The organism is Allobosea sp. OK403 (genome assembly GCF_900113835.1).
In the GTDB taxonomy this organism is placed as follows: Bacteria; Pseudomonadota; Alphaproteobacteria; order Rhizobiales; family Beijerinckiaceae; genus Allobosea.
On sequence record NZ_FOQV01000015.1, the window covers coordinates 24,262 to 46,946 of the forward strand.

At 66.4% G+C, this 22,685-nt stretch carries 23 protein-coding genes; 10 read left to right on the plus strand and 13 right to left on the minus strand.

Features of this window, described 5'->3' with window-relative positions:
• Positions 1 to 96: 96 nt before the first annotated feature.
• The 3 genes from BMZ97_RS27985 to BMZ97_RS27995 all read right to left on the minus strand — a co-directional run bounded on the left by BMZ97_RS27985 (position 97) and on the right by BMZ97_RS27995 (position 2,281).
• A complete protein-coding gene (locus tag BMZ97_RS27985) occupies positions 97 to 807 on the minus strand; it encodes a methyltransferase family protein (protein ID WP_210188354.1) in 711 nt (236 codons plus the stop codon).
• A gap of 122 nt (positions 808 to 929) precedes the next feature.
• Positions 930 to 1,379 carry a GbsR/MarR family transcriptional regulator gene (locus BMZ97_RS27990; protein ID WP_244546639.1) on the minus strand — a complete coding sequence of 150 codons (450 nt, stop codon included), beginning with the start codon at positions 1,377 to 1,379 and terminating at the stop codon, positions 930 to 932.
• A gap of 146 nt (positions 1,380 to 1,525) precedes the next feature.
• Positions 1,526 to 2,281, minus strand: a complete 756-nt coding sequence (locus tag BMZ97_RS27995; protein ID WP_244546640.1) for an SIR2 family NAD-dependent protein deacylase — start codon at positions 2,279 to 2,281, stop codon at positions 1,526 to 1,528.
• A gap of 123 nt (positions 2,282 to 2,404) precedes the next feature.
• Here BMZ97_RS27995 and BMZ97_RS28000 point away from each other — a divergent pair, with 123 nt between their 5' ends.
• Entirely contained in the window at positions 2,405 to 3,589 is a 1,185-nt protein-coding gene (locus BMZ97_RS28000; RefSeq protein WP_092177676.1) for an aminotransferase, read from the plus strand.
• Positions 3,590 to 3,689: 100 nt separating this feature from the next.
• Here the strand turns inward: BMZ97_RS28000 and BMZ97_RS28005 are convergent, their stop codons facing one another.
• The 3 genes from BMZ97_RS28005 to BMZ97_RS28015 all read right to left on the minus strand — a co-directional run bounded on the left by BMZ97_RS28005 (position 3,690) and on the right by BMZ97_RS28015 (position 6,795).
• Positions 3,690 to 4,082, minus strand: a complete 393-nt coding sequence (locus tag BMZ97_RS28005; protein ID WP_139221367.1) for a hypothetical protein — start codon at positions 4,080 to 4,082, stop codon at positions 3,690 to 3,692.
• 110 nt (positions 4,083 to 4,192) lie between these two features.
• Positions 4,193 to 5,737 carry a UxaA family hydrolase gene (locus tag BMZ97_RS28010; RefSeq protein WP_092177829.1) on the minus strand — a complete coding sequence of 515 codons (1,545 nt, stop codon included), beginning with the start codon at positions 5,735 to 5,737 and terminating at the stop codon, positions 4,193 to 4,195.
• Positions 5,738 to 5,889: 152 nt separating this feature from the next.
• Entirely contained in the window at positions 5,890 to 6,795 is a 906-nt protein-coding gene (locus BMZ97_RS28015; RefSeq protein ID WP_092177680.1) for a LysR family transcriptional regulator, read from the minus strand.
• 94 nt (positions 6,796 to 6,889) lie between these two features.
• Here BMZ97_RS28015 and BMZ97_RS28020 point away from each other — a divergent pair, with 94 nt between their 5' ends.
• Complete coding sequence (locus BMZ97_RS28020) at positions 6,890 to 7,762, plus strand: aldo/keto reductase family oxidoreductase (RefSeq protein WP_092177682.1); 873 nt, start codon at positions 6,890 to 6,892, stop codon at positions 7,760 to 7,762.
• Between the two features lie 95 nt (positions 7,763 to 7,857).
• Here the strand turns inward: BMZ97_RS28020 and BMZ97_RS28025 are convergent, their stop codons facing one another.
• Positions 7,858 to 8,199 (minus strand): phasin family protein, encoded by a 342-nt coding sequence (locus BMZ97_RS28025; RefSeq protein ID WP_069692005.1) that lies wholly within the window; start codon positions 8,197 to 8,199, stop codon positions 7,858 to 7,860.
• Positions 8,200 to 8,581: 382 nt separating this feature from the next.
• Here BMZ97_RS28025 and BMZ97_RS31675 point away from each other — a divergent pair, with 382 nt between their 5' ends.
• The gene (locus BMZ97_RS31675; RefSeq protein WP_244546641.1) at positions 8,582 to 10,234 is read left to right on the plus strand and encodes a serine hydrolase; all 1,653 of its coding nucleotides are present in this window, start codon (positions 8,582 to 8,584) and stop codon (positions 10,232 to 10,234) included.
• Between the two features lie 60 nt (positions 10,235 to 10,294).
• On the opposite strand, the gene BMZ97_RS28035 is transcribed toward BMZ97_RS31675, so the two are convergent.
• Positions 10,295 to 11,014: a DnaJ domain-containing protein gene (locus BMZ97_RS28035; RefSeq protein WP_092177684.1), complete on the minus strand. Its 720-nt coding sequence runs from the start codon at positions 11,012 to 11,014 to the stop codon at positions 10,295 to 10,297.
• Positions 11,011 to 11,757, minus strand: a complete 747-nt coding sequence (locus tag BMZ97_RS28040) for a hypothetical protein (protein WP_092177686.1) — start codon at positions 11,755 to 11,757, stop codon at positions 11,011 to 11,013. The genes BMZ97_RS28035 and BMZ97_RS28040 overlap by 4 nt, the downstream gene beginning before the upstream one ends.
• Before the next feature lie 108 nt (positions 11,758 to 11,865).
• Here BMZ97_RS28040 and panC point away from each other — a divergent pair, with 108 nt between their 5' ends.
• Positions 11,866 to 12,705 (plus strand): pantoate--beta-alanine ligase, encoded by an 840-nt coding sequence (gene panC / locus BMZ97_RS28045; protein WP_280141794.1) that lies wholly within the window; start codon positions 11,866 to 11,868, stop codon positions 12,703 to 12,705.
• 79 nt (positions 12,706 to 12,784) lie between these two features.
• On the opposite strand, the gene BMZ97_RS28050 is transcribed toward panC, so the two are convergent.
• Positions 12,785 to 13,222, minus strand: a complete 438-nt coding sequence (locus tag BMZ97_RS28050) for a DUF1489 family protein (RefSeq protein ID WP_092177690.1) — start codon at positions 13,220 to 13,222, stop codon at positions 12,785 to 12,787.
• A gap of 216 nt (positions 13,223 to 13,438) precedes the next feature.
• On the opposite strand from BMZ97_RS28050, the gene BMZ97_RS28055 reads away from it, so the two are divergent.
• The 4 genes from BMZ97_RS28055 (at position 13,439) to BMZ97_RS28070 (ending at position 16,489) form a co-directional block, all read left to right on the plus strand.
• On the plus strand, positions 13,439 to 14,206 hold the full coding sequence (locus BMZ97_RS28055; protein ID WP_092177692.1) for an SDR family NAD(P)-dependent oxidoreductase: 768 nt from the start codon (positions 13,439 to 13,441) through the stop codon (positions 14,204 to 14,206).
• 93 nt (positions 14,207 to 14,299) lie between these two features.
• The gene (locus BMZ97_RS28060) at positions 14,300 to 15,079 is read left to right on the plus strand and encodes an aminoglycoside phosphotransferase family protein (protein WP_092177833.1); all 780 of its coding nucleotides are present in this window, start codon (positions 14,300 to 14,302) and stop codon (positions 15,077 to 15,079) included.
• Positions 15,080 to 15,257: 178 nt separating this feature from the next.
• Positions 15,258 to 15,707, plus strand: a complete 450-nt coding sequence (locus BMZ97_RS28065) for a hypothetical protein (RefSeq protein WP_139221368.1) — start codon at positions 15,258 to 15,260, stop codon at positions 15,705 to 15,707.
• Between the two features lie 221 nt (positions 15,708 to 15,928).
• Positions 15,929 to 16,489, plus strand: a complete 561-nt coding sequence (locus tag BMZ97_RS28070; RefSeq protein ID WP_092177696.1) for a GNAT family N-acetyltransferase — start codon at positions 15,929 to 15,931, stop codon at positions 16,487 to 16,489.
• Between the two features lie 131 nt (positions 16,490 to 16,620).
• On the opposite strand, the gene BMZ97_RS28075 is transcribed toward BMZ97_RS28070, so the two are convergent.
• On the minus strand, positions 16,621 to 18,042 hold the full coding sequence (locus tag BMZ97_RS28075) for a MocR-like pyridoxine biosynthesis transcription factor PdxR (RefSeq protein WP_244546642.1): 1,422 nt from the start codon (positions 18,040 to 18,042) through the stop codon (positions 16,621 to 16,623).
• Positions 18,043 to 18,118: 76 nt separating this feature from the next.
• Between BMZ97_RS28075 and BMZ97_RS28080 the strand changes: the two genes are divergently transcribed.
• Both BMZ97_RS28080 and BMZ97_RS28085 read left to right on the plus strand, forming a co-directional pair.
• Positions 18,119 to 18,742: an FMN-binding negative transcriptional regulator gene (locus BMZ97_RS28080; protein ID WP_092177698.1), complete on the plus strand. Its 624-nt coding sequence runs from the start codon at positions 18,119 to 18,121 to the stop codon at positions 18,740 to 18,742.
• A 62-nt stretch (positions 18,743 to 18,804) separates the two neighbouring features.
• The gene (locus BMZ97_RS28085) at positions 18,805 to 19,449 is read left to right on the plus strand and encodes a LysE family translocator (protein WP_092177700.1); all 645 of its coding nucleotides are present in this window, start codon (positions 18,805 to 18,807) and stop codon (positions 19,447 to 19,449) included.
• Positions 19,450 to 19,472: 23 nt separating this feature from the next.
• On the opposite strand, the gene BMZ97_RS28090 is transcribed toward BMZ97_RS28085, so the two are convergent.
• Both BMZ97_RS28090 and BMZ97_RS28095 read right to left on the minus strand, forming a co-directional pair.
• The gene (locus BMZ97_RS28090; RefSeq protein ID WP_244546643.1) at positions 19,473 to 20,672 is read right to left on the minus strand and encodes a threonine ammonia-lyase; all 1,200 of its coding nucleotides are present in this window, start codon (positions 20,670 to 20,672) and stop codon (positions 19,473 to 19,475) included.
• Positions 20,673 to 20,699: 27 nt separating this feature from the next.
• Positions 20,700 to 22,685: an acetyl/propionyl/methylcrotonyl-CoA carboxylase subunit alpha gene (locus tag BMZ97_RS28095; RefSeq protein WP_092177704.1), complete on the minus strand. Its 1,986-nt coding sequence runs from the start codon at positions 22,683 to 22,685 to the stop codon at positions 20,700 to 20,702.

Sequence of the window (22,685 nt, forward strand, 5' to 3'; positions counted from 1 at the left end):
GACAGGCCGCGTCAGCTATGGTGCGCATGGCGATGGCGAGCCGCGAGTGGTCAGGCGGCCCGCCGGATGCTCGACAACCGATGGAAAGCCCGGCCTTCACCAGAGGCCTGGGACCAATCTCCACCGCACTCGATGGGCATAATCGTCATATCCAGGAAGCTCGGCCCGCAGCAGCCGGTCTTCCCATGATGTGCGCAGGACGAGGACCGCAGCCGCCAGAGCAGCGGGAACGAGCGCCCAGAGCGAGCCCAGCGCAAGCGCCATGCCGAAGAACAGGGACAGCGCGGCGATATAGCCGGGGTGGCGCACGAAACGATAGGGGCCACTATCGATCACGCGCTGATGCCGCTCGGACTGGATCCGGACGCCCGGTTCGAAATACGGATTCATCGCCTGCGCCCAGGCCGTCACCACGATCCCGCCCAGTACGGCAACATAACCCGACAGCACCGCCCAGGCCGGCACAATCGACCAGTGGAATCGCCCGGCATCGAGCGCGGCGACCGGCAGGATCGCCACCATCGCCGGCAGGATGACCGCGAGCAGCGCCTTGTCCCAGCTTTTCGTGCCCGCCTGGAAGCGGCTGCGCGCGCGATAGATAATCGGATTGACCCAGGCGAGCACGAGAGCCGAAGCGCCAAAGCCCAAAATCAATACCGCAAGGAAGACCCATCCGGGCCGCCAGGCGATTGTGCCGGCAGGCCAGAAGATCAATCCTAGCAGCGAGAGCGGCAGCCCGATCGCATAGGCAATGGCCGTGCTGCGCGACATCGCGCTCGGCTCCAGGGGCGTTTCGGTCCGTTCCATGTCGCTCGCTCCTTCGGCGAAATTGTCTCCAGACTGGCTTTGGCCCAAGACTGACTTGGCCCAACACTGACTTGGCCCAAGACTGACTTGACTATGCGACGCAATGCCGATCGATCGCCGCGTCAGGATCGCGGCCTCTTCGCGCGCCACTGCTCAAGTGCTGCCTCCATCGCCTGGCGTATCGCCAGGTAGAACTCGGCCATGTCCTCGAGGCGGTCCCGCGCTCCTGCCGAGGCGACGGTGCCTGCGCCGTTCCTGAGGAGAGCGGCGAGCGCATCGAGCAAGCGGTTCTGTTCGGTCAGCATGCCCTCGTAATTATCGGACACCGCGTACAAGGCGCGCTTGCTTCCGCGCTCGCCGTGACGCTGGGCAAGCCTGTAGGCTTCCAGCAATCGCGCGGCGACGCTGGCGCTGCTCTTGCTGATCTCGAGCTCGGCCGTGATGCGGTCGAGGCTGACCGGCTCGGCGTGGAGCAGCAGATAGCCGTAAAGGCGCGCCGCGGTCTGGGGCACACCCCAGGGGATCAGCAACCGGGCCGCATCCTCGATGAAGCATTGCTCGTTGGCCGCCATGTGCTTGTTTGCTATATTCGGCATACCCCGAATATAGCGCATATAACGCACATGTCCAATGTGCGAAACGGGTCGAAGGGAATCCCATGCCCGCCGCATAAGGCGCGCGGCTACCGGAATACGGCGCCTCCCCGCAACGCGGCCCCCTACCCCGCCAATCGCCCCAGCGCCGGGCCGATCTCAGCCCGCACCACGAGATCGGCGATGGCGTCGAGCTCCGTTGCCTCGCGGTTGACGATGACGAGTTTCGCGCCATTGCGCTTAGCGATGACGGGAATCGCTGCAGCGGGAAAGACGACGAGCGAAGAGCCGACAACGAGGAAGAGATCGGCCTGCAGCGTCAGCGCATGGGCTCGCTGCATCTGGATCTGCGGCATCGCCTGGCCAAACGAGATCGTCGCCGATTTGACGTTGCCGCCGCACATGATGCAGCTCGGCGGCTCGCCCGTCGCCTCGAAGACCGGCCTGATCGCAGCAAGCTCATGGCGCCAGCCGCAGGTCAGGCAGGTAGCGTAGGTGCCGTTGCCATGCAGTTCGACGATGCGCTCATCGGGTATGCCCGAGGCCTGATGCAGGCCGTCGATGTTCTGGGTGACGATGCCGGGCGAGCGGCCCTCGCTCACCAACCGCGCCAAAGCGCGGTGGCCACGATTGGGGCCGGCACCAGCGAAATGATCGTCCATTGCGAATTTGCGCCGCCAGGCCTCGATGCGCGCCTCGCGGCTGGCGGTGAAGGCAGCAAACGGGATCGGCTTGTGGACCATCCAGGGTGAACCCGGCGTGCGGAAATCCGGCACGCCGGATTCAGTCGAGATGCCGGCTCCGGTAAAGCCGACGATCACTGCTGCCCGGTCGAGCATGGCGTGGAGTTCGTCGATGGCGCCGTTGGTCTCGTCCTGCATGTCTTTGCCCGGGCTCGATCCTGCCTGCCGCAATGATATGGGGTGATAACCCGCTTGCGTCCAAGTTGATTGACAAGGATGGCTGATTGACGAGGGCGGCGCGGCATCCCAAAGCTGCCTGCCATGTTGAAGACGCCGCAAGCCACCTTGAACCCCGACCTGCTCGACACCGGCACGCCCCCGATCCCGGAGGCCCAAGGCTGGGCGCGCGCCTATGACGGCCATAACGGGCCGCTGATCGACCTGTCTCAGGCCGTCCCTGGCTCGCCGCCACCGCAGGAACTGCTGCAGCGCCTCGGTGAGGCGGCCGGCGCGACCGACAGCGCCCGCTATGGCGCGATCACCGGCGATCTCGCCCTGCGCGAGGCCTATGCGAAGGAGATCGGGAGTATCTACGGCGCGCGTTTCTCGCCCAGCGAGATCGCGATCACCTCGGGCTGCAACCAAGCTTATGTCATCACGATGATGGCGCTGGCCCGGGCCGGCGACAATGTGCTCTTGCCGACGCCTTGGTATTTCAATCACGAGATGACGCTGACCATGCTCGGCGTCGAGCCCAGGCCTCTGCCCTGCGATCCCGCCGCCGGCTTCGTGCCGGATGTCACGGACGCGGAGAAGCTGATCGACGCGCGCACCCGCGCCATCGTGCTGGTGACGCCCAACAACCCGACCGGCGCGGTCTATTCGGCCGCCACCATCGCCGCCTTCGCCGAGCTCTGTGCACGGCGCGGGCTCTGGCTCGTGCTCGACGAGACCTATCGCGATTTCCTGCCTGAAGGCCTTGCTAGGCCACATGAGGTCTTTGCCGCAAGCGCTTGGCAAGACTCTGTCATCGGGCTCTACAGCTTCTCCAAGGCCTATGCGGTGCCGGGCTGGCGCCTGGGCGCGATCACGGCGGGAGAGAAGGTCGTCGCGCAGATCGGCAAGGTGCTCGACTGCGTCCAGATCAGCCCCGTGCGCGCCGGCCAGGCGGCGATCACCTGGGGCATCGAGGGCATCCGCGACTGGCGCGAGGCCAACCGCGTCGAGATCAATGCCCGCGCCGCCTTGTTCCGCGCCGCGATGGCCCCGCTGAACGGCTGGCGCGTGCTCGCGGCGGGCGCCTATTTCGCCTATGTCGCGCATCCCTTCGCGGGCGTGCCGGCCGCTGAAGTCGCGCGTGCACTTGTGCAGGAACGCGGCGTGCTCGCCCTGCCCGGCCCCTATTTCGGCCCGGAACAGGAGCAGCATCTGCGCATCGCCATCGCCAATGTCGCAGCCGACCGGATTGGCGGACTCGGCGAAAGGCTGAAAGGGTTCTCTGTTTAGAGACTGCCGCTTTGCGTCATTGCGAGCGCAGCGAAGCAATCCAGGGGGTCTTGCCCCGCCGCTCTGGATTGCTTCGCTGCGCTCGCAATGACGGAGCGAACTACCGGAACAGTGCCGCGTAGCGCTCGCGATAGGCCCAGACCAAGAGGCTCCCGAGCACCACCAGGATGATCGCCACAGGGATGCCCTGCGGGTTGATCGCCAGATGGAACAGCACGATCACCGTCATCACCGGCGCGAGCAGGGCCAATCCGAAGGCCGGCACGATGTTCAGGAGCAGGCTGAGCGCACCCGCCAGATTGACCACCTTCAACAGCGGCCAGAAGAAGCCAGCGCTTTGCAGTCCAGCCTCGAAGGCCATGCCGCGCTCGCTGGTCGGCGGATGGATCAGGTGTACGCCGGTGGCAAGCCACCAGAAGCCGTCGACCGCGCTGACGAGGAAAACCAGCCCGAGCAGGACGCGCGGAACCGTAACGAGAAGAATCTGTCGCATGACCGCGCCCCCCAGCACTGCCCCCATCGGATTAGGCGACTATTAGCGCCACACCCGTCGGATCGTCGATCAAACAGCGTGCCCACCCGCTTTGCGGGAGAAGGACAAGCTCACATCGTCGCGCCGATCTGCCAGGGCACGAATTCGGCGTCGCCATAGCCCATCTCTTCGGACTTGGAGTGCTCGCCCGAAGCGATGCGCAGCAGGTAGTCGAAGATCTCCTTGCCCTTCTCTTCCAGAGTCACGCCATCGAGCACATCGCCGCAATTGATGTCCATGTCGTCGGTCTGCTTCAGATACATCGGCGTGTTGGTGGCGAGCTTCACCGAGGGCGTCGGCTTGCAGCCATAGGCCGAGCCGCGGCCCGTGGTGAAGGCGAGGATGTTGGCGCCGCCAGCGACCTGCCCCGTGGCGGAGACCGGGTCGTAGCCGGGCGTGTCCATATAGACGAAGCCCTTGGACTTCACCTGCTCGGCATAATGATAAACGGCGGCCAGCGTCTTGGTGCCGCCCTTGGCCGCCGCACCAAGCGACTTCTCCAGGATGGTGGTGAGCCCGCCGGCTTTGTTGCCGGGCGACGGGTTGTTGTTCATGTCCATCCGGGCGCGGGCGGTATAGTCCTCCCACCATTTGATGATGCCGACGAGCTTCTCTCCGACCTCGCGGGTGGCGGCCCGGCGGGTCAGCAGATGCTCGGCGCCGTAGATCTCCGGCGTCTCCGACAGGATCGCGGTGCCGCCATGCTCGACCAGGAGGTCGACGGCCTTGCCCAATGCCGGGTTGGCGGTGATGCCGGAATAGCCGTCCGAGCCACCGCATTGCAGAGCCAGCATCAATTCCGAGGCCGGCACGGTCTCGCGCACGGCGCGGTTGGCGATCGGCAGCATCACCTTCAGTGCCTCGATGCCCGCGGCGACCGCCTTCTTGGTCCCGCCGGTTTCCTGGATCGTCAGCGTGCGGAAGACGTCGCTCTCCTCAACGCCATAGGCATCCTTCATCCGCTTGATCTGGAAGCCTTCGCAGCCGAGGCCGACGACGAGGACGGCGGCCATGTTCGGGTTGCAGGCATAGCCCCAGGTGGTGCGCTTCAGCACTTCGAAGCTCTCGCCATTATAGTCGATGCCGCAGCCGGTGCCGTGGGTCAGCGCGATGACACCGTCGACATTGGGATAATCGGCCAGCAGGCCCGAACGCTTGACCTCCTCGGCCATGAAGCGCGCCGCCGAGGCCGAGCAGTTCACCGAGGTCAGGATGCCGACATAGTTGCGCGTGCCGGCCTTGCCCGGTCTTCCGCCAGAACCCTCGCGGCGGAAGCCCTCGAAAGTCGCCTGCTGCTCGACTGGCAGCACGAATTCGGGCTTGGCTTCGGCGCAGAAGGCATAGTCGCGCTCGAAGGCATGGAAGCCGGTATTGTGCTCATGCACCCATTCACCAGGCGGAATATCGACCGTGGCGAAGCCGATGATCTGGCCGAATTTACGAATCGGCTCGCCGGTCGCGATCTTGCTCAGCGCCAGCTTGTGCCCGCGCGGAATCCGTTTCAGCGCAGTGACGCCCGCGGCAGTGACGCCGACATCGACCGGATCGACCGCGACCGCGACATTGTCGGCGGCGTTGAGCGTGAGCGTGCGAGGGGGAAGCGCTTTGTCGAGCATGTGCGAACCGCTGGCTGGGGCGCGCCGCGACCCGCGCGGCGACATACGCAACACATGCACCTGCGCGGCTCAGTTTTCAATCGTTTGAAGAAGATGGCTGCGTTTGAAGAAGACGGCCGCGTTCGAAGAAGATAGCCGCCCGGCGGCGCATGTCAGGCCCGGCCGCCGGCTGCCTTGACGAAATCGAGGAAGGCCCGCAGCGGAGCGGGAACCAGGCGCCTGCCAGGATAATACAGGAACGGTCCCGGAAAGCTCTGCCACCAGGATTCGAGGACCGGTTCGAGCGCGCCGCTGTCGAGATGCGGACGCAGCCAGCCCTCGAAGAGATAGACGATGCCGGAGCCCGCGATTGCAGCATCGACCTTGAGGTCGACCGCACCGATCGTCACCAGAAGCGGTCCTGTGGGATCGACCCGCACCACCTCTCCGTCGCGCTCGAACTCCCAGGGGGCCATGCCGCCGCTCGCAAAGCGGCCACGAAGGCAGGCATGGCCGAGCAGGTCGCGGGGATGCGCCGGACGGCCGGCGCGATCAAGATAGCTCGTGGCCGCCGCAGCCGCAAAGCGCTGGACGCGGGGGCCGATCGGCACCGCGATCATGTCCTGCTCCAGACGCTCGTCATAGCGGATGCCGGCGTCGCAGCCGGCCGCGAGGACATCGACGAAGCTTTCCTCGGCGACCACCTCCAGCCGAATCTCCGGATAGGCGGCCAGGAACGGCGGCACGATGGCGGGCAGGATGAGCCGCGACGCGCTGGCCGGCACATTGAGACGCAGCGTTCCCGCTGGCCTGTCGCGAAAGCTGTTCACGACGTCGAGCGCCGTTTCCACTTCCAGGAGGGCCGGCCCGAGACGATCGAGCAGGCGTTGGCCGGCCTCGGTCACGGCCACGCTGCGTGTGGTGCGGTTGAGCAGCCTGACACCGAGCTGCGCCTCGAGCCGGCGCACGGCTTCGCTCAAGCCCGATGCGCTACCGCCGCTGGCCCGTGCGCCGTCGCGAAAGCCCTTGGCGCGCGCGACCGCCACAAAGGCGTTGAGGTCGCTCAGATCGGCTTTCATTGTTTTGAATCCCGCACAGCCTGTGCCGATTATGACCAGTTATCGTGCAAGCCGGCAATGACTAGCTCGGGGTCGTTCCCAGAGGAGATCATCCATGTCCACGATCGAACCATTCGTCCTCGGCGACCGTCCCGTGAAGCGCCTCGGCTATGGCGCCATGCAACTCGCAGGGCCCGGCGTCTTCGGCCCGCCCAAGGATCGTGACGCCGCGCTCGCCGTCCTGCGCGAGGCGGTGGCAGCGGGCGTGAACCACATTGACACCTCGGATTTCTATGGGCCCCACGTCACCAACCGGATCATCCGCGAGGCCCTGCATCCCTATTCCGACAACCTCGTCATCGTCACGAAGGTCGGCGCCCGGCGCGGCGCGGACGCATCCTGGATTCCGGCCTTCTCGGCAAACGAACTGACGCAGGCGGTCCACGACAACCTCGGCAATCTCGGCCTCGACGTCTTGGACGTCGTCAATCTCCGCGCCATGTTCGACGTCCACGGCCCGGCGGAAGGATCGCTGGAGGCGCCGCTCGCCACGCTGGCCGAACTCCAGCGCAAGGGCCTCATCCGTCATATCGGGCTGAGCAATGTCACGCCGAGGCAGGTCGCGGACGCGCGCAAGATGGTCGAGGTCGTCTGCGTCCAGAACCAGTACAATCTGGCGCATCGGGCCGACGATGCGTTGATCGACGATCTCGCCCGCGACGGCCTCGCCTATGTGCCGTTCTTCCCGCTCGGCGGTTTCAACCCGCTGCAATCCTCGATCCTGTCGGACGTCGCCGCGCAGCTCGGTGCCAAGCCGATGCAGGTCGCGCTCGCCTGGCTGCTTCAGCGGGCGCCCAACATTCTCCTGATCCCTGGAACCTCGTCCGTCGCGCATCTGCGGGACAATCTGGCTGCGGCGGATATCGTCTTGTCCGACGATGCGCTCACAGCCCTGGACGGGATCGCGGCACCGGCAGCCCACGGCTGAAGCGCCGATCCAAGCCAACGAAAAAGCCCGGCCTCACGGCCGGGCTTCATATCGCGTCAGCGAGCCTGCGCCGCCAGCGGCGGCGTGGCGTCAGCTCACTTGGCGGCCGGAACGGCCTTGGCGACGATGCCTTCGAACGGCTTGTAGGCGTCCTTGGCAAGGGCGGTGTAGAGCTCGCCCATCTTGGTCAGCTGGGCGACGGCGCCCTCGAAAGCGGTCTTGACGTAGTCGGTCTGGATCTCGATCGCCTTGTCCAAGGTCTTCACGGCGGCGAGCTTCTCGATCGTCGCGGTGCCGGCCTCGAAGGACTTCTTGGCGTAGTCGGAAGCTTCGACGGCGATGGTCTGCACGCCCTTGGAGGTGGCGCCGAAAGCCTTCAGGGCCGCATCGACGTTCTCTTTCGAAGCCTTCTGGATCGTCTCGAACTGCTGGATCATGTTTCTTCCCTCCGGCACCGGAGTGCCGCCTCTGCTGACGAGCCCATGCGGGCCCAGGTTCTTCGCCCCAAGGTCAGATGAAAGGTTCACCACCGGGGACAGCCCACATATTGTGCAGTGCAACATGAATGTCAAGGACGCACCGCATTGCACCAGACGCAGACCGCCCGAAACAGATGCGTCGCTTTTTAACGGCTCCGTAACCGCATCCGCCTAACCTCTCCCACTGTGTCCTTATCGCCACGTTTGTTGACGTGGTGCGGGATCGGGACGTGAGTTCTGAGTTGAGGCGGGTTGCATGGCTTTTTGTTGCGTTGGTACCCGACGCGCGCGTCTTCGCGCGGTCGTCGGACTGATCGGTGTCGTCACGATTGCGGTCAGCATGGCCGCGTCTCCGGCCGAAGCCCGCAAGCGTCGCCATCATGGCGCCGGCGGCGGCTATACGCCGCCTTACGCGGCCATGGTCGTGGACGTGAAGAGCGGCCGCACCCTGCACGCCGTCAATGAGGATGCGCCGCGCATCCCCGCCTCCCTGACCAAGGTCATGACGCTCTATATGCTGTTCGAGCAGATGGAGCGCGGCCGCTTCAGCATGGATTCCGAGCTCAAGGTTTCGGCTTATGCCGCAGCCCAGCCGCCGACCAAGCTCGGCCTGCGCCCGGGCGCCACCATCGCGGTCGAGGACGCCATCAAGGGCATGATCACGCTCTCGGCCAACGACGCCTCGGTCGTGGTCGCCGAGAGCATCGCCGGCTCGGAGGACGCCTTCGCCGAGATGATGACGCGCAAGGCGCGCTCGCTCGGCATGAGCTCCACACGCTTCCACAACCCGCACGGGCTGCCGCATTCCCCGCCGAACCTGACGACGGCGCGCGACCTCACCATCCTGGCCCGTGCGATCCAGGAGCGGTTCCCGCGTTATTTCCCGCTCTTCCAGACGCGCTCCTTCCAATATGGCGAGCGCACGATCCGGGGTCATAATCGCCTGCTCGGCCGCATCGAGGGCGTCGACGGCATCAAGACCGGCTACACCCGCGCCTCGGGCTTCAACCTGATGACCTCGGCGAAATCGGAAGGCCACCAGATCGTTTCGGTCGTGCTCGGCGGCCGCTCCGGCGCCTCCCGCGACAAGATCATGGCCGATCTCGTGGTCGCCAACCTGCCTCGCGCCGCCACCAGCGGTCGTGCCTCGACCATGGTCGCCGAAGCGCCCGAGCCGGAGGAGGCGCCGCGCCGCGCCGCGCCGATCGCCGCCGCGCCGCCACAGCCTGTCGCTGTCGCCGCCGCCTTCGAGCCCGCGCCCATGCCGGTGCCGCGCCCGCGCACCCAGCAGGAAGCGCCGCTTCCCGCCGCCGCCCGCGCCTACACCGCCACCACCACGACGCCGATCGCGCCGCCGCGCCCGCTCAATGTTGGGGCCCAGCCATTGCAGCTTTCGGGCATGCGCACCGTGACCGCCACGACGACGCCTTCGGCGATGCGCTGGTCGATCGGCTCCCAGCCGGCCGACGCCAAGATCCTGCGCCCGCCGGCGAATGTCGACGTCACCTCCTCGATCGCCAAGGTCTCCGAGCCCGACGAAGAGGCCCTCGCCAAGCTCGCCCAGGGCAAGCCGCAGGAGGTCAAGCAGCAAGAGACGAAACAGGCCGAGCGCAAGATCGAACTGCGCCAGCCTGTCGCCGTAGCCGTCGCGGATAAGAAGCCCGAGCCTGCCACCACCACCGTCGTCGCCAAGGCCGCTGCCGACACCAAGGCGAACGACGCCCGCCCGGTGGCGAGCCTCGCCAGCGGAAAATGGATCATCCAGCTCGGCGCCACCGATGACGAGGCCAAGGCCAAGGACATCCTCGCCCGCGCTCGCTCCAAGGCAGCAGGCCCCCTGGCCGATGCCTCCGGCTTCACCGAGAAGGTCGAGAAGGGCGGCGCCACCTTGTTCCGCGCCCGCTTCGCCGGCTTCGAGGACCCCAAGGACGCCCAGAACGCTTGCACGAAGCTCAAGCGCGACGGTTTCGCCTGCTTCGCGACCCGCGGCTGACGGACAGGAAAGGATCTGAGACCGATGTCGTTCCAGCCCCACACCCTGCCGCCATTCGGCTCACTTCAGAAGGACGTCCTTGGCCTGGTTGACGCGAGCGGCAAGGCCGCTGCTGCCGCCGGCATCCGGATGAATCCGCTTCATCAGGCTCCGATGGGCCTCGCGGATCGCCTGCTCGCTCGCCCCCGGCTGAAGCCCCAGGATCTCGTAGGCCTCCTGCTGCGACATCGCGCCCGGGCTCGCCGCGCCACCCTGCCCCGTGTCGCGGTGACGATCAGCGTCTTCACGCCAGCCGGGCGTCCGGCGGTCGAGATATGCCTCTAGCAGGCGGGCGCCGTCAGGATCGCTCGCGAGGCATTCGCGCATCAAGGCGCTGATCTCCGGCAGGCTCAAGCCATCGAGATCGCGCCCCGCAAAGGCCCCGGCTCGGACCTTTCCGGTCATGCCGCCACTGTCATGATCGAGTTCCATCTGCAGCAGCCTGGATTCGACCTTGGAGCGCGCGCCCGGCGTCGTGCTCGTCCCAGCCCCTCCGCCCCAGGGAAAGCGCATTCCGCCCGGCCCATAGGCGCTCCAGCCGAGCAGCCAGGCGCCGAGCCCGCCGACGAAGATCGCCATGTCGAGCCGCCCGCGCAGCATCAGCAGGGCCGCGACGCCAAGCGAAAGCACGCCGCCCCCGGTCTTCACGGCCTTGGCCAGGAGCTTGGGATTGGCGCCGGCAAACAGTTTCGACGCCCACCAAAGCAGGATCAGCACGGCGACGCCGTAAAACAGGCTCAAGCTCGGCCTCCATCCATGGCGCTCAATAGCCCCTTGACCGCAGCGTTGCCGCCGGCGAGCCGCAATAGCGCCTCGCGCCCGCCGCTGGCATAGGCGGCGGCGCCGCGCAGCAGGTCGAGCAGCGAGCCGGGCGCGTTCACGTCGAAGCGCGCATGCGCACCGCCGGTCAGGCGCGCTATCGTCGCAAAGGCGGCGCTGGCGGCGGGGTCGTACCCCTCCTGGAATAGGAAGCCGCGAATTCCGCGCAGGCCGAGCTCGCCCGCGAGCGCGGCGAGCGCATCGACATCCTCCTCCATCGCATCGCCAACGAAGACGAAGGCACGGATCGGCACAGTCTTCGCCTCATTGCGGATATGCTTGAGCACGCGATGGATCTGCGTCTGGCCGCCCTCGCAGGCGATCTGGCTCATCAGCCCGTTGAGGCGCTGCGGCTCGCCGACCCAGCCCGATGAGCGGCACTCCATCAGCCCACGGAAATAGACGAGCTGGACCGCAAGCCCACCGCTCTTCGCCGCGACCTCGAACATCCGCGCCTGCAAGGAGCAGGCGAGGTCCCAGGTCGGCTGGCGGCTCATCGTGGCGTCGAGCGCGAAGACGAGCCGGCCCGCCTGCCCCGTCGCCAGCGGTGCGAGCTGCTTGGCGGCCCCAAGGAAACGGTCGATCGCACCCGGCGTCGAGGCACCCGCAGCCTTCGGCGTGGTGGTTTCGGCCTTGCCCAGGGCGCGGTCGGTCTTGTCGCTCATGGGGCTCCCGGTCGCACGGCGCTGCAAATCATAGTTGACCTGATATTGGCCATCGCCCGCGCATTTGCTACCCGTCCGCAAAATGGGAGGACAGGCGCAGTGACGCAGATAGCGGTTTTCGAAACGGTCGCCGCCATGCGGGCCAAGGTCGCGGCCTGGCATGCAGCGGGCGAGAAGGTCGCGCTGGTGCCGACCATGGGCGCACTGCATCAAGGCCATATCGCCCTGGTGAAGGAAGCCCAGCGCCACGCGCGGCGCGTCATCACCTCGATCTTCGTCAACCCGACGCAGTTCGCCCCGCATGAGGACTTCAAGAAATACCCGCGCACCTTCGACCAGGACTGCGCGATGCTGGCCGAGGCGCAGGCCGATGCGGTCTTCTTTCCCCAGGTCGAGGAGATGTATCCGCCGGGCTTTGCCACCCGCATCCTGCTGCTCGGCCCCGCCGCGGTCGGCCTCGATGACCGCTTCCGGCCGACACATTTCGAAGGCGTTGCAACGGTTTGCTGCAAACTCTTTACCCAGAGTCAGGCCGATTGCGCCGTCTTCGGCGAGAAGGATTATCAACAGCTCAAGGTGGTGACGCGGATGGCCGCCGATCTCGACCTCGGCATCGAGATCGTCCCGCTCCCGACCTTCCGCGAGCCCGACGGCCTCGCCATGTCCTCGCGCAACCGCTACCTCTCGGCCGAGCATCGCGCGCTCGCGCCGCTGCTGCACAAGGTCATGCAAGCGCTCGCCGTACGCCTGCGCAATCGTGACGACCTGTTCAAGGCAGTGACCGAAGCGCAAGGCGAGATCATCTCGGCCGGCTTCGAGCTGGATTATCTTGAAGCCCGCCACGCGGACACGCTCGCTGCCGTAACCTCGCTGGCCGATGGCCCGATCCGTCTGCTGGTGGCAGCCAGGATCGGCGGAACGCGGCTGATCGACAATATCGGGGTGTGAGGGACGGCCTTTCTGCCAACCGCGCCGTCATTCCGGGCTCATCGCTGCGCGATGCCCCGGAATGACGGTCGCGGAAAACCTACAGCAACCCCAACTCTGCCAGCTCCCGCCGCATCGCTTCGGGCATCACGCCGAGATCGCCGCTGCGGCCGTCGATGTCGCGCGGCTTGTCCTTGTCGGCGAGATAGCGCCAGCCCTGAAAAGGGCGGCAGGGGCGCGGCTCGACCGGCACCACCGCCGGCTCCATCACCAGATGGCAGCGGCCGATGCCATCCGCATCGGTGAACGGCCGGATCTCCGTCAGGCGCTGGCGGGCCGAGATCTGGCCCTTGATCACCCAATAGAGCGAACCGCCATCGACGATCTCGCTGACGCGCTTGGGCACCATGCGGGTGGTATGCGTCTGCTCGTCGGGTCGGCCCATCCGCCGGCGCAGCAGCGACTGCTCCTCGATCCATTCCTCGAGATCGCTGATCGATTCGGCGCCGACGCAGAGTTTGAGCAGGTGAAGCGACATGGGCGGAACTTAAGCCCTGCAAGGCAACCCGACCAGCGCTTGCGGCGTTTCTCCACAGCCCCCGTCATTGCGAGCGCAGCGAAGCAATCCAGGAGGTCTCGCTCTACGCCCCCTGGATTGCTTCGCTGCGCTCGCAATGACGGTCGCTCGCATCGGGATGACGGCGGCAAGGAGACGAGCTAGGTCTGAGCGAAAGTCAAAGGGAGAGACGCAACCATGCGCGGACTTGCAGGCAAGGCCATCCTCGTCACCGGCTCCTCGACCGGAATCGGCTACGCCATGGCGCAGCGGCTGGTGGCGGACGGCGCAAAAGTGCTCGTCCATGGCCGCGACGAGGCCGAGGTCGAGGCCGCCTGCCGACATCTCGGCGCTTCAGCGCAAGGAGCCACCGGCGACCTCGCCGACCCCGCCACCGCACAAGCGCTGATCGACGCCACGGTGAAGGCCTTCGGGCGCATCGACGGGCTGGTCAACAATGCCGGCATCTATCCGCGCGGCGTGCTCGGTGAGACCACGGCGACCTTCTTCGACCATATCTTCGCGATCAACACCCGCGCGCCGCTGCTGTGCGCCGAGGCCGCGATCCGCGCCTTCCGCCTGCAGAAATCCGGCGGCGCCATCGTCACCGTCGGCTCGATCAACGCCTATTGCGGGCTCTCCAACCTGACCGTCTATTCGATGTCGAAGGGCGCGCTGATGACGATGACGCGCAACCTCGCCAACGCGCTGGGACCTGAGCATATCCGGGTGAACCAGCTCAACGTCGGCTGGACCTTCACCGCCAATGAGGATGCGACGCAGCAGCGCGAGGGCCAAAAGCCCGGCTGGCAGGACCATGTCCCGCTCAAGCTCGCCCCGACCGGTCGGATCATGCAGCCCGAGGAGATCGCGGCCCACACCGCCTTCTGGCTCTCCGACGAGAGCGCCCCGGTCTCGGGCCAGCTCTACGAGGCCGAGCAATATCCGCTGATCGGACGCGTCTGATCCGTGGATTCCGCTACGCCTGCCGATTTCGAGTCTTCGCTGTATTTTGAGCCTTGGCTGCATTTTGAGCCTTGGCTGTCGCGCTGGGCGCTCATGCCCGATGGCGACGCCATCGTCACCCATGGCAGCCGCCTGCTGCCGGTGCGCCGTCACGGCGAGCCCGCCATGCTGAAGCTGCCCGAGGCGCAGGATGAGCGCCTCGGTTACCGCCTGCTCGAATACTGGGGCGGCGACGGGGCGGCGCGCCTGCTTGCCCGCGACGAAACCGGCAGCGCCATGCTGATCGAACGCGCCATCGGCAAGCGCTCGCTTTCGGCCATGGCCCGCAACGGCGAGGACGATGAAGCGACGCTCATCCTCTGCGAGGCGATCGCCCGCCTGCAGCATCCGCGCGGCCCGGCCCCAACCGGGCTGATCCCGCTCGAAACCTGGTTCAAGGATCTCTTCCCGATGGCGCAGCAGCGCGGCGGCCTCCTCGCCCGCTCGGCCGCGACGGCGCGCGAACTGCTGGCGGCGCAGCGAGAGATCATGCCGCTCCATGCCGATCTCCACCACGAGAATGTGCTGGATTTCGAGGGACGTGGCTGGCGCGCCATCGACCCGAAATGCGTCATCGGCGACCGCGCCTTCGAATACACCATCCTGTTCTGCGACCCCGACCTATCCGATCCCGAGCCCCCGGTCGCGCTGGGCCGCTTCGAGCGCCGGCTCGACATCGTCGTCGCGCGATCGGGGCTGGAGCGCCCGCGTTTGCTGCGATGGCTCATCGCCTGGTGCGGCCTCTCGGCCGCCTGGTTCCTTGGCGACGACGACCCGCTGGCCGAGATCAACCTGGCGATCATGGCAAAGGCGAGCGCCGCGCTCGACGGTTAGGGCATCCCAATGGCCGGGGACATCCCCGGAACAGCCCTGCACGCTCCAGTTCGCGCCAACCGCAGCCATTGGGACATTGCCCGGAACCGGAGATTCGTCCCACGCGCTCCCGTTGGGATCGAAATCGCGTTTCGCGAGTTGATCAGTCACACCGCCAATCAGGCGCGAGGAGCAGAACATGACAACGATCAGGCAAACGGCCGTTTCCGTAGCAGCTTTTCTCATGCTGGCTTCGCCGGCCATGGCGCAGTCGCGCTCACTCGGTCCGGCGACCGGCACCGTCAGCATCGAGCAGGTCCAGGCGGGCTTTGTCGCCTCCGGCGAGGTTGGTGGCGGTACGCTGCGTTATCACGGCCGCTCTTATCCGATCACGGTCGGCGGCCTCGGCCTGGGTTCGATCGGCGCATCGCGCACCGTCGCCTCCGGAACTGTCTACGGACTCAAGAACAGGTCCGATCTCGCCGGTGCCTATGTCCAGCTGAAGGAAGGCTGGGCTGTCGGCAATCGGGGAGGCGGCAGCGTCTGGCTGAAGAACGACAAGGGAGTGACCCTGCGACTGGCTGCGCGCCGGCAAGGGCTTCAGCTCTCTCTTGGCGCCGATGGCGTGCTGATCGGCTTCAAGCAGTAAGACGTGATCGCGGGCTGAAAACAGCTGCCTGGAGCCGAATCTCAGCTTGGCTCCAGGATTCGCTGTAGTCAGGTCCGATCTCGTCTACGAGGGCGGTGGGGCCGTGTTTACTCCCCCCGCCCCCGACGGACCGAGTTGAGCCGCAAGCGGATCCCATGATCGCCGGGGACTGGCCGGCTCGACCGTTCGGTGGCAGGGTTTGCGCCTCCTGGCAGGCCCCGATGGCAAGACAATCCATACCGCACCCGGTCCTCACCACCCCGCGCCTGCGCCTGCGCCAGTTCCGCGCCGATGATGCGGATGCGATGCATGAATGCTTCGCCGACCCCGAGGCGATGCGCTTCTGGAACCACCCTACCTATACGAAACCCATCGAAACCGAGCGGGCCGTGCGCAATTTCATCGACTGCACGCCGTCCTATTATCGCTTCTGGGCAGTGACCGAGGCAGGTGACGAGCGCTGCCTCGGGCTGGTCAACTACCATGACGGCCATATCCGCAGCAGGCGTGCGAGCGTCGGCTATATCATCAGCCCGGCGCGCCACCGGCAGGGTCTTGCGACAGAGGCCGTATCAGCGATGCTCGACTTCTGCTTTGGCGAACTCGGCCTGCATCGCCTCCAGGCCTTCATCCATCCCGATAACACCGCCTCGATCGCGCTGATCGAGAAACTCGGCTTCAGCCGAGAAGGCCTGCTGCGCGACAATCTGCGCGTCGGCGAGGTCTGGCGCGACGATCTGCTCTACGCGCTGCTGGCGAATGACTGGCGACGCCAGGGCTGAGGTCGCCTTGCGCGACCCGGCGCGGGCGGGTCAGGGTTCAGCGGGAAACCGTCGCGCCCAGGTCGAGGGTTCGTCGACGGAATGGCGCTTGCAGGTCGTTTGCCGACCTCGGTCGAAGCGCCGGCAATACCTCACTGGCGCCTCGTCAGCACGGTCGCCAGCATCGAGATACCACGCCGCACCATCTCGGTGTCGAGCGCGGCATAGCCGAGTATGAACCCTGCCGTTTGGGGCTTGGATAGCTTCGGATCGTATAATGGCGAGACAGGATAAAGGCCGAGCCCGATTGACCGCGCGGTCTCGACAATCCCGGCCTCGCGATCCGCAGCAACGCCGTTGATCCAGATGACGACATGCAGGCCCGTATCAGCGCCCTCGATGGATATGGCCGGCCCGCATTCGGCTGACAGGGCTTGGAGCAACATGGCGCGTCGCTCCGCATTCTTCCGGCGAATGCTGCGGACATGGCGTTCATAGGCACCGCTCGCCAGCAGCTCGGCCAGCGCCTCCTGCTCCAGGAGCGGGCTGTGTCGATCGGTGAGGCGCTTGGCCTCGCTGAACGCCCGCGCCAGCCCGGCGGGGAGAACGAGATAGCCCAGTCGCAGGGTCGGCGAGAGCGTCTTGGAGAAGGTGCCGACATAGATCACCGACTGCGGATCGAGCGTCTGCAATGGTGGGATCGGGGAGATGTCGTGCCGATACTCGCCATCATAGTCATCCTCGATGACATAGGCGCCCGAGGCCGCAGCCCAGGCCAGGAGTGCGCGTCGGCGTGTCGCGGAGAGAACCCCGCCAAGGGGAAACTGGTGCGAGGGCGTGACGTAGACGAGACGCCCCGGCGGCAGCCCGTCAACGCATAGGCCCTCGCCATCGACGGGGATCGGAACCGCAATTCCGCCAGCGGCAATGAAGGCGTGACGGGCGAGCATGTATCCGGGATTCTCGATGAGAAAGGTATCGCCGGGATCGAGCAGCAGCCGTGCGCAGAGATCCAGCCCCTGCTGCGAACCGTTGACGATGACGATGTCGTCCGGCGAGCAATTGATGCCCCGCGCCCGCCAGAGATAGCCCTGCAGCGCCGAGCGCAGATCGGCAGCGCCCTGAGGGTCGGCATAGCGCAGCCGCGCCTTTCGCCGCAGGCTGACCTTGGTCAGCGCGCGCCGCCAGGCCAGCACGGGAAAATCGTCACCGGCCAGGTCGCCATAACGGAAATCCGTGACTTTGACCGCTTGAGGCGGTGTCGGCGGTGGCAAGCTGAGCAGGCGTTGCGCGAAGCCCGAGAGATGTCGCGCCGCCGCCGGCGACGCCGGCGTCGGTGTCGTCTTGGCCGCGAGGCCCTGCGCCACGATCGGACGTACCCCGGCCCGCGTGACCAGATAGCCTTCCGCGATCAATTGACCATACGCCGCCGTCACCGTCGTGCGGGAGGCTCCCCACTCTGCCGCGAAGGCGCGCGACGAGGGCAGACGATCACCAGGCCGATAGGCGCCGCTATGGATCTGCTCCTTGATCGCCGCAATGATCCTGCGGCCGACGCCTTCTAACTGGCCCACTTCAATCCCTCGCAACTGGCTATTCCCAGCAAGCCAGATTGGCGGCATCTGTCCCGGCAACGCAAGGAGTTCGCAGATGTACACGCCTCCAGCTTTCCGCGACGACGACAGGGACAGCATCCACGCGACGATCCGGGCCGCGCGGCTGGCCAATTTCGTCACCGCTACGCCCGATGGTATGTTGGCCACGCCGCTGCCGCTCTATCTCGACGAGAACGAGGGTGAGCACGGCGTGCTCTACGGGCATCTCGCCAAGGCCAATCCGCAATGGCGGACTCCCGTCGCCGGCGACGGGCTGGCGATCTTCATGGGGCCGGACGCTTACATCACACCGTCCTGGTACGCGACCAAGCAGGAGACCGGGAAGGTCGTCCCGACCTGGAACTACGTCGCGGTTCACGCCTATGGCCCGGTCGAGTTCTTCGATGACCCCACCAGGCTGCTGGCGGTCGTGACCCGATTGACCAATATCCATGAGGGCGAGCGTGCGGCGCCCTGGGCCGTTTCCGATGCCCCTCCCGATTTCATCCAGGCGCAGCTGCGCGGGATCGTCGGCATCCGCATGCCGATCACGCGGCTGGAGGGCAAGCGCAAGATGAGCCAGAACCGACCGGAGGCCGACAGAGCCAATGTCGCTGCCGGCCTTGCCGCGAGCGATCGCCCGCAGGAGCGCATGGTCGCCGCTCTGATCCCGTCCTGAGAGAGCGTTCGAGGTTTCCCTCAACCCCCATCCAGTGCCCCCTCTCTCGACGGGACCGATCCATGCCTGACGTCTCCCAGCTTGCCCTCTATCTCGCCGCGGCCTTCCTGCTGGCGATCACGCCCGGCCCCGGCATCTTCTACGTCGCGGCTCGCACGCTCGCAGGCGGTCGCGCCGAAGGCGTCGCGTCCAGCCTCGGCACCGGCCTGGGTGGAATGGTTCATGTCCTCGCCGGCAGCCTGGGCGTCTCAGCGCTGGTGCTGGCGAGCGCCGAACTCTTCACCGCGCTCAAGCTCGTGGGAGCGGCTTATCTCGTCTGGCTCGGAGTTCGCACCTTCCAAGCCGCACGGCGCGATGCGGCAAATGTCCTGGCCGGCGGCGCTGTCGAGCCCCCGATAGGTCCCCGCCGGGCTTTTCGCGAGGGCGTCGTCGTCGAGGCGCTGAATCCGAAGACGGCGGCGTTCTTCCTGGCTTTCATTCCGCAGTTCGTGGACATGGCGGGCAGCGTGGCGTTGCAGTTCGTGGTGCTGGGCTTCATCTCCGTCGTGCTCAACACCCTGGCCGACGTCGTGGTGGCCTTTGCGGCCAGCGGTATCCGGGACGGCGCGGCAGCACGGCCCGATCTCGTCAAGCGCCTGCGGGAGGCCTCGGGTGGTGCGATGATTGCGCTGGGCATCGGCCTTGCCCTGGCCAAGCGGCCTGCTTGATCCCGGAGACCGACCGCTGGCACCTACGCCTGCATCCATGCCCCGAATGAATCGGGCAGGACGTTCGAACCGCATATCACTGCGGCCACGCGCTTGCCGCGATAGCGTGCAGGGTCTTCCAGGACTGCGGCAATACCAAGCGCGGCCGAGGGTTCGGTGACGAGGGCAGCGTGCCGATAGAGCATCCGCATGCCCTCGACGATGCTCGCTTCCTCGACCAGCGGGACGTGGTCTGCGGTGGCGAGCAGGTCATCGAGAACCGCGGCGATCGGAAACCGGCCCGCGACGCCGTCGGCGATCGTATCGGTGCGGTCAGTGGTGACAATCGATCGCGCCCGCCAGGACTTCGCCAGGGCCGGCGCGCCTCTTGGCTGGATGCAGACGACATCCGTCGCCGGCGACAAGGTCTTGAAGACATGCCCCACGCCGGTGGCCAGAGCGCCCCCGCCGAGCGCGAGCAGAACCGTATCGATGCGATCGAACCCCTCGACGAGTTCAAGGCCGATCGTGCCCGCGCCTTCGCAAGTGTCGAGATTCTCGCTGTCCTCCACGAGAAAGGCATCGCCTCGAGCTGCAATCTCCCGGGCACGCTCGCGTGCGTTCTCGATATCGCCATCGACCAATTCGACTGTACCGCCGAGCCGGCGGATTCGCTCGACCTTCGCGGCATTGGCGCCTTTGCCCGCAATCACGCTGACGGCGATACCGCGTGCCCGGCCGCTATAGGCGAGCGCTTGTCCAAGGTTGCCGGCGCTGGCGCAGATCGCGGCCATGGGACCCGAGCTGCTCGCAAGACGTGACATCGCGACCTCGGTCCCACGCCCCTTGAAGCACCCGATCGGGTTCGCGGTCTCCAGCTTGATGACGAGCTCGCAGCCCAGCAAATCGCCGAGCGTGGCAGAGAGGAATTGCGGCGTGTCGCGGAAAACCCGCGAAATCGCCTGCCGTGCGTGCCGGATGCGTTGAAGATCGAGCCTGGTGTTCGGCTGCGTGACGCCGAAATCCTGCGCGGGACTTCCGCTGACGGGCTGCATGGGACAATCCTCCGACCCAGAGCAATGTCCGATCGAGTTGGATCGTTCAATTGCTCTAGCTCTTTGTTTTAACGCGATTTCTCCGCGCAAACGCTTCGCGTTTGTCGCGAGGGAACCGGTATCCACTTCGCTCGAAAACGCTCTAATGCTACGAACCGCAGATGCGCGAACGAGTGCGCTATAACGCACGATCCGTCTGTGCGCGCTGAAGCCGGTTTACTCCCCCAGCACCACGACCTTCGCGCCCTCGGCCACCTGCGCCCCCGCCTCGCCTGCGACCTCGGTGACGGTGCCGGCGCGTGGGGCCACCAGCACATGTTCCATCTTCATCGCCTCGACGATGGCGAGCCTCTGGCCCTTCACCACCGCCTCGCCGGCCGTGACGAAAAGCGCGATCAATTTGCCATGCATCGGCGCCTTGATGATGCCGCCGGCGCCTGCAGCCGCATCGAGATCGACGCTGAAGGGGTCGAACAGCGCAACCGCCGTCTGGCGGCCGAGATGCAGCGCCAGATAAGTGCCGCGCTCAGCCTGGGCCAGCGAGATCTCGTGCTCGCCCTCCCCGATCTCATGGCCGGGCAGGCTGACGCGCGCGCCCTCCTCATGCCATTCGATCCGCGCCTCGATGCGCTCGCCATCGACCAGCAGGGCCAGGCCCAGCGCCGGCTGCGGCATCAATGAGAACCCATCCGCGACAAGCCAGGGCGAGCGCGCCTCGCTATCGGAACGCCCCGCGGCGGCCAGCAGCCCTTCCGCCTGCCGCTCCTCCTCCAATTGCAGCGCGGCGGCGGCAACGGCGGCCGCGTCGAGCGGCTGCGGCTCGGCTCCCAGGCCTGAGATGTTGCGCTCGATGAAGCCGGTGTCGAACGGGCCTTCGCGAAACCCTTGCGCCTCGGTCAGCGCCTTCAGGAAGGCGAGATTGGTGCGCGGTCCCGCGACGATGGTCTCGCCCAAAGCCGCGCCAAGCCTGTCCAGCGCCTCATCGCGGGTCGCGCCATGGGCGATCACCTTGGCGATCATCGGATCGTAGAACGGTGTCACCGTATCGCCGGCCTCGACGCCGGTATCGATGCGAATGCCCTCGCCTTCCGGAAACCGCAGCGCCCAGAGCTTGCCGGTCGAGGGCAAAAAGCCCTTTTCAGGGTCCTCGGCATAAAGCCTGGCCTCGACGGCATGGCCGGTGGCGGTGACGTCGGCTTGCGAAAAACCGAGCGGCTCGCCGGCCGCGACCTTGAGCTGGAGCTCGACCAGATCAAGCCCGGTGATCGCCTCGGTCACGGGATGCTCGACCTGGAGACGCGTATTCATCTCCATGAAGTAGAAGCGGTCGGCGCGCAGCCCCTCGCGACCATCGGCGATGAACTCGACCGTGCCGGCCCCGACATAGCCGACGGCTTTTGCGGCCTCCGTCGCGGCCTTGCCCATGGCGGCGCGCACCTCCGCGCTCATGCCGGGCGCCGGCGCTTCCTCGATCACCTTCTGATGGCGGCGCTGCAGCGAACAGTCGCGCTCATAGAGATGGACGACATTGCCGTGGCTGTCGCCGAAGACCTGGATTTCGACATGGCGCGGCGAGAGCACATATTTCTCGACCAGCACCCGCGCATCGCCAAAAGCGTTCTTGCCCTCGCGCTGGGCGCTGGCGAGCGCTTCGTCAAAATCCTCGGGCCGGTCGACCTTCTTCATGCCCTTGCCGCCGCCGCCCGCGACCGCCTTGATCAAGACGGGGTAGCCGATGCGCCGCGCTTCCGCGCGCAGGAAATCGGCGCCCTGCTCGGCGCCGTGATAGCCCGGCACCACCGGCACATTGGCCTTCTCAACCAGCGCCTTGGCGGCGTCCTTCAGCCCCATCGCCCGGATCGCCGAGGCCGGCGGGCCGACGAAGACGATGCCGGCCTTGGCGCAGGCCTCGGCGAAATCGGCGTTCTCGGAGAGGAAGCCATAGCCCGGGTGGATGCAGGCCGCATTTGCCTGTTTCGCCACAGCCAGGATTGTCTCGGCGTCGAGATAGCTTTCGCGCGCCGGCGAGGGCCCGATATGCCAGGCCTCGTCGGCCATCTCGACGAACAGCGCCTCGGCATCCGCATCGGAATAGACCGCGATGGTGCGCAGGCCCAGCCGCCGGGCGGTGCGGATGACGCGGCAGGCGATTTCGCCGCGATTGGCGATCAGGATGGAAGGCAGTCTGGCGGCGATCGACAT